Annotated in this window: 1 protein-coding gene; it reads right to left on the bottom strand. The window is 74.7% G+C overall.

What is annotated here, in order from left to right; translation table 11 throughout:
- On the bottom strand, positions 1-5,808 hold a 5,808-nt coding region (locus ABTY61_RS41535; RefSeq protein WP_350510446.1), incomplete at both ends, for an SDR family NAD(P)-dependent oxidoreductase.

Below are 5,808 nucleotides of genomic sequence, written 5' to 3'. Positions count from 1 at the left end.
ACCACCGAACCCGACGGCACACCAGCCGCCAAGCTCTCGACGGCGCCCAGCAGTTCGGCGCGCTCGGTCCCGACCACGACCGCCCGGTGCTCGAAGGACGAACGCGTCGTCGCCAACGACCACGCCACCTCCGCCGGCTCCAGCCCCGGCCGCACGGCGACCCACTCCCGCAGCCGCTCCGCCTGCCCGGCCAGACCCTCGGCCGACCGACCCGACACCAGCCACGCACCGGCACCCGCCACCACCGGCACCGTCTCCGGCGCCTCGACGGTCTCCATGGCCTCGGCCTGGACCTCGGCGGGGGCTTCCTCCAGCAGAACGTGCGCGTTGGTGCCGCTGATGCCGAAGGAGGACACGCCCGCGCGGCGGGTGCGTTCCCCGGCCGGCCACGGCACCGACTCCGTCAGCAGCTCCACCTCACCGGCGGACCAGTCCACGTGCGGCGAGGGCTCGTCCACGTGCAGTGTCCGGGGCAGTTCGCCGTTCTGGAGCGCCAGCACCATCTTGATCACACCGGCCACACCGGCGGCGGCCTGGGTGTGCCCGATGTTGGACTTCACCGAGCCCAGCCACAGCGGCCGGCCCTCCGGCCGGTCCTGGCCGTAGGTGGCCAGCAGCGCCTGCGCCTCGATCGGGTCGCCCAGCGTGGTGCCCGTACCGTGCGCCTCCACCACGTCCACATCCGCGGCCGACAGCCGCGCGTTGGCCAGCGCCGCCCGGATCACCCGCTGCTGCGACGGACCGTTCGGGGCGGTCAGACCGTTGGACGCACCGTCCTGGTTGACCGCCGAACCACGCACCACCGCGAGTACCTTGTGCCCGTTGCGCCGGGCGTCCGACAGCCGCTCCAGGACCACCATGCCGGCGCCTTCGGCGAAGCCCATGCCGTCCGCCTGGGCGGAGAACGCCTTGCAGCGCCCATCCTCGGCCAGGCCGCGCTGCTGGCTGAACCCGACGATCCCGTCCGGGGTGGCCATCACGGTGGCGCCGCCGGCGAGCGCCATCGAGCACTCGCCGGAGCGCAGCGCCTGGGCAGCCAGGTGCAGGGCGACCAGCGAGGAGGAGCACGCGGTGTCGACCGTCACCGCCGGGCCCTCCAGGCCCAGCGCGTACGACACCCGGCCCGACATCACGCTCGTGGCGAAGCCCGTCGTCAGGTGTCCTTCGGCACCTTCGCTCCCGGTGGCCAGGCCGAGTCCGTAGGCCGATGCGAACCCGCCGACGAAGACGCCGGTCGGGCTGCCGCGCAGCGCCCCGGGGTCGAGGCCGGCCCGCTCCAGGGCCTCCCAGGAGGTCTCCAGCAGCTGTCGCTGCTGGGGGTCCATCGCCAGCGCCTCGCGCGGGCTGATCCCGAAGAACCCGGCGTCGAAGCCGGCCGCGTCCGCGACGAAGCCGCCCTCCCGGGTGTAGGAGGTGCCGACGCTGTCGGGGTCGGGGTCGTAGAGCCCCTCGACGTCCCAGCCGCGGTCCTCCGGGAAGCGGGAGACCGCGTCCGCCCCGGCGGCGAGCACCTGCCAGAACCCGTCGGGGTCGTTCACGTTGCCGGGGAAGCGGCAGGCCATGCCGACGATCGCGATCGGCTCGTCGGATCCCACCGCTGCCGGAGGCACCGGCAGCAGGTGCACGGGCTGCTCGTCGTCGCCGACGAGCCGGGCCCGGAGGTGACCGGCGAGCGCGACCGGGTTGGGGTAGTCGAAGACCAGCGTGGCCGGCAGTCGCTGCCCGGTGGCGGTGCTGAGGCGGTTGCGCAGCTCGACGGCGGTGAGGGAGTCGAAGCCCAGGTCGGTGAAGGCCCGGGCGGGCTCGACGGCCTCGGCCGAGGAGTGCCCCAGCACGGCGGCCACGTGGGTCCGCACCAGGTCGGTGAGCAGGCGCGTCCGCTCCTGCTCGGACAGCCCGGACAGCTGCTGGCGCAGCGAGTCCGCACCGGCGCCGCCCGAGGCCGCGGTCCGACGGCCGGGCCCGGCGGTGACCAGGGCCCGCCACAGCGGCGGGACGTCACCGGTGCGGGCGGCCTGCGCCCGCAGCCCGGCCAGGTCCAGCCGGGTCGCGACCAGCAGCGGCTCGGGCCTGGCGGTCCCCTGGTCGAGCAGGGCCAGGCCCTCCTCCGCGCTCAGGGCCACGGCCCCGCCGCGGGTCAGCCGGGCCCGGTCGGCGTCGCTCAGCTGCCCGGTCAGGCCGCTCACGTCCGCCCACAGGCCCCAGGCCAGCGAGGTACCCGGCAGACCGGCCGCCCGGCGGTCGGCCGCCAACGCGTCCAGGAACGCGTTGGCCGCCACGTAATTGCCCTGACCGGGCACACCGAAGGTCGCCGCGGCCGAGGAGAACAGCACGAACGCGTCCAGGTCCAGACCCTGCGTCAACTCGTGCAGATGCCAAGCACCGTCGGCCTTCGGCCGCATCACCGCAGCCACCCGCTCCGGCGTCAGCGAGGCGATCGTCGCATCGTCCAGCACACCCGCGGTATGGACCACCGTCCGCAACGGACGCTCCGCCGGAATCCGCGCCAGCAGCCCCGCCAGCGCCTCCCGCTCACCCGTGTCACACGCCACCACCTCGACCGACGCACCCGAGAGCGCCAACCCCGCGGCCAACGCGGCCACCCCGGCAGCACCCGGACCCGAACGACTGGTCAGCACCAACCCGTCCGCACGCCCGGTGGCCGCCAGATGCTCGGCCACCAGACCGCCCAGCGTGCCCGTACCACCCGTCACCAGCGCGGTTCGGCCGGCGTGCTTGCCGTGCTCGCCGTCCTTGCCGTCCTTGCGGGGTGCGTGCAGCTCGGCGGGGACGGTGAGGACCAGCTTGCCGACGTGACGCGCCTGCTGCACGAAGCGGAACGCCTCCCGCGCCCGCCGCACGTCCCAGGCCCGCACCGGAAGCCCGGTCAGCTCACCCGTAGCCATCAGCCCGACGATCTCGCCGAGCATCGCGCCCAGCCGCTCCGGGCCGGCCTCGCCCAGGTCGAACGGCCGGTAGCCGACCCCCGGGTGCTCCGCCGCCAGGACGTCCGCGTCGCGCAGATCGGTACGGCCCATCTCGACGAACGCCCCACCGCGCGGCAGCAGCCGCAGCGACGCGTCGAGCAGCTCGCCCGCCAGCGAGTTGACGACGATGTCGACACCCTCGCCGCCGGTGGCGGCGAGGAAGGCCGCCTCGAACCCGGCATCGCGGGAGGAGGCGATGTGTGCCTCGTCCAGGCCCAGCCCGGCCAGCACCGGCCACTTGGCCTGGCTCGCCGTGGCGAACACCTCCAGGCCCAGGTGCCGGGCGATCCGGATCGCGGCCATGCCGACACCACCGGCACCGGCGTGCACCAGCACCCGCTGACCGGCCTTCGCACCGGCCAGGTCCACCAGGGCGTACCAGGCCGTCATGAAGGCCACGGGCACCGACGCGGCGTCGGCGTAGGACCAGCCGGCCGGGATCCGCACCAGCTGGCGCGCGTCCGTGACCACCACCGGACCGAAGCCGCCGGCGGCGACACCCATCACCCGGTCACCGGCCATCAGGCCGGTCACCTCAGGGCCGGTCTCGACCACCGTTCCGGCGATCTCACTGCCCATCACACCGCCGCCCGGGTACATGCCCAGGCCGATCAGCACATCGCGGAAGTTCAGACCCGCCGTACGGACCGCCACCCGGACCTGACCGGCAGCCAACGGCCCACCCGCCTGCGGCGCCGCCACGAGGGCCAGGCCCTCCAGCGAACCGCCGGCATCCGGCTCCAGCCGCCACAGACCACCCTCGGGCACCGCCAGCTCACCCGCCGGACGGGCCAGCCGCCGCCCGTGCACCGTCCCACCACGGACGGCCAGTTCCGACTCACCGCTGCCCACGGCGGACGGGAGCAGGGCGGCGTGCGCACCGGGCTCACCGGCAGGCAGGTCGACGAGGACCAGCCGGCCGGGGTTCTCCGACTGCGCCGAGCGCAGCAGACCCCACACCGCGGCAGCGGGCAGATCGGCGACCCGCTCACCCGCCGCGGCAGCCACACCCCCACGGGTGACGACCACCAGCCGGGCATCCTCCAGACGCTCCTCGGCCAGCCAGCCCTGGACCAGGCCCAGCGCCTCACCGGCAGCCCGGCGGGCACCCTCGGCCGGATCACCACCGCCCTCCTGGCCACCGGCACAGGCCAGGACCAGCACGGGCTCGATCTCCCCCGCTTCAGCGGCGGCCGCGAGCTCGGCCGGTCCCGCGAAGGACCGCACCGCAACACCGGACGCGCTCAACGCCTCGGCCAGGCCGAAACGGTCGGCGCCGACCAGCGCCCAGTCCCCGGCCGGGGCCTCGGCAGCGGCGATCGGAGCCCACTCCACAGTGAACAGCGCATCCGCCACAGTGCTTGCGGCAGCACCGAGTTGGTCGGCAGCCACCGGGCGCGTGATCAGCGAGGCCACCGACACCACCGGGGCTCCCGTGGCATCCGCCGCCGTGAGCGTCAGGCTGCCCTGGGCGTCACGGCACAGCCGGGCCCGGAGAACGGACGCACCGCTCGCGTGCAGTTCCACACCCGTCCAGGCGAAGGGCAGCCGCACCGTCCCCGGCTCACCCTCCTCGCCACCGGCGACCAGGGCACTGGCGTGCAGCACCCCGTCCAGCAGCGCCGGGTGCAGACCGAACGAGCCCGCGTCCGCGGCGACATCCTCGGGCAGCGCCACCTCGGCGAAGAGGTCCTCGCCACGGCGCCACACCGCCCGCAGCCCCCGGAAGGCGGGGCCGTAACCGTACGGGGTGTCGGCCAGCGACTCGTACATGCCGCTGACGTCAACCGCCGTGGCGCCGCGCGGAGGCCAGACCGCGAAGTCCTCCTCCGTGACAGCGCCACCCTCGGCCGGGGCCACCACGCCGCTCGCGTGCTGCACCCAGCCCTGCTGCGCCTCGGCGGTATCGGGGCGGGAGAACACCTCGACCCCGCGGCGGCCCTCCGCGTCGGACGCGGCCAGGACGACCTGGACCTGTACCCCGCCGCCCTCGGCCGGGAAGATCAGCGGCGCCTGGAGCGTCAGCTCCTCCAGCAGGCCGCAGCCCACCTGGTCACCGGCCCGCACCACCATCTCCACGAACCCGGTACCCGGCAGGAGCACCGCCCCGCCGACCACATGGTCGGCCAGCCACGGGTGGGTACGCACCGACAACCGCCCGGTGCACACCAGACCCGCACCACCGGCCAGTTCGACCGCCGCACCCAGCAGCGGATGACCCACCGCACCCAGCCCCAGGGACACCGCGTCCCCGCCCAGCACCGGCCCCGCGGCCGGCGGCCAGAACTGCTCGTGCCGGAACGCGTACGTCGGCAGCTCGACCCGCTCGGCGGACGGCAGGACAGCCGTCCAATTCACGGGCGCGCCGCTCACGAAGGCCTCGGCCAGCGACGTGATCAGGCGCTGGGCGCCGCCGTCGTCGCGGCGCAGGGTGCCGCACACCCCCGCAGGCACCGAACCCGGGCCCGCCTCTTCGGCGACCTCTTCGAGGGTGTCGTTCATCGCACCCATCAACACCGGGTGCGGAGTGACCTCCACGAACACCTGGTGCCCCTGGCCCGCGAGCGTCCGCACCGCACGGTCGAAGTGCACCGTCGCCCGCAGGCTCGCGTACCAGTAGCCGGCGTCCAGCTCCTCACCCGTCAGCGTCTCGCCGGTCATCGCGGAGAGCATCGGGATACGGCCCTGACGCGGCGCCACGCTCGCCAGGACGGAGCGGATCTCCTCCTCCAGGCGCTCGACCTGCGCGGAGTGCGAGGCGTAGTCCACCGCGACCAACCGGGCACGCACACCCTCGGCCTCGAACTCCGCCTTCAGCTCC

The organism is Kitasatospora sp. NPDC096128 (genome assembly GCF_040303105.1).
Taxonomy (GTDB): domain Bacteria; phylum Actinomycetota; class Actinomycetes; order Streptomycetales; family Streptomycetaceae; genus Kitasatospora.
This window is presented reverse-complemented; position numbering and strand designations above follow the sequence as displayed.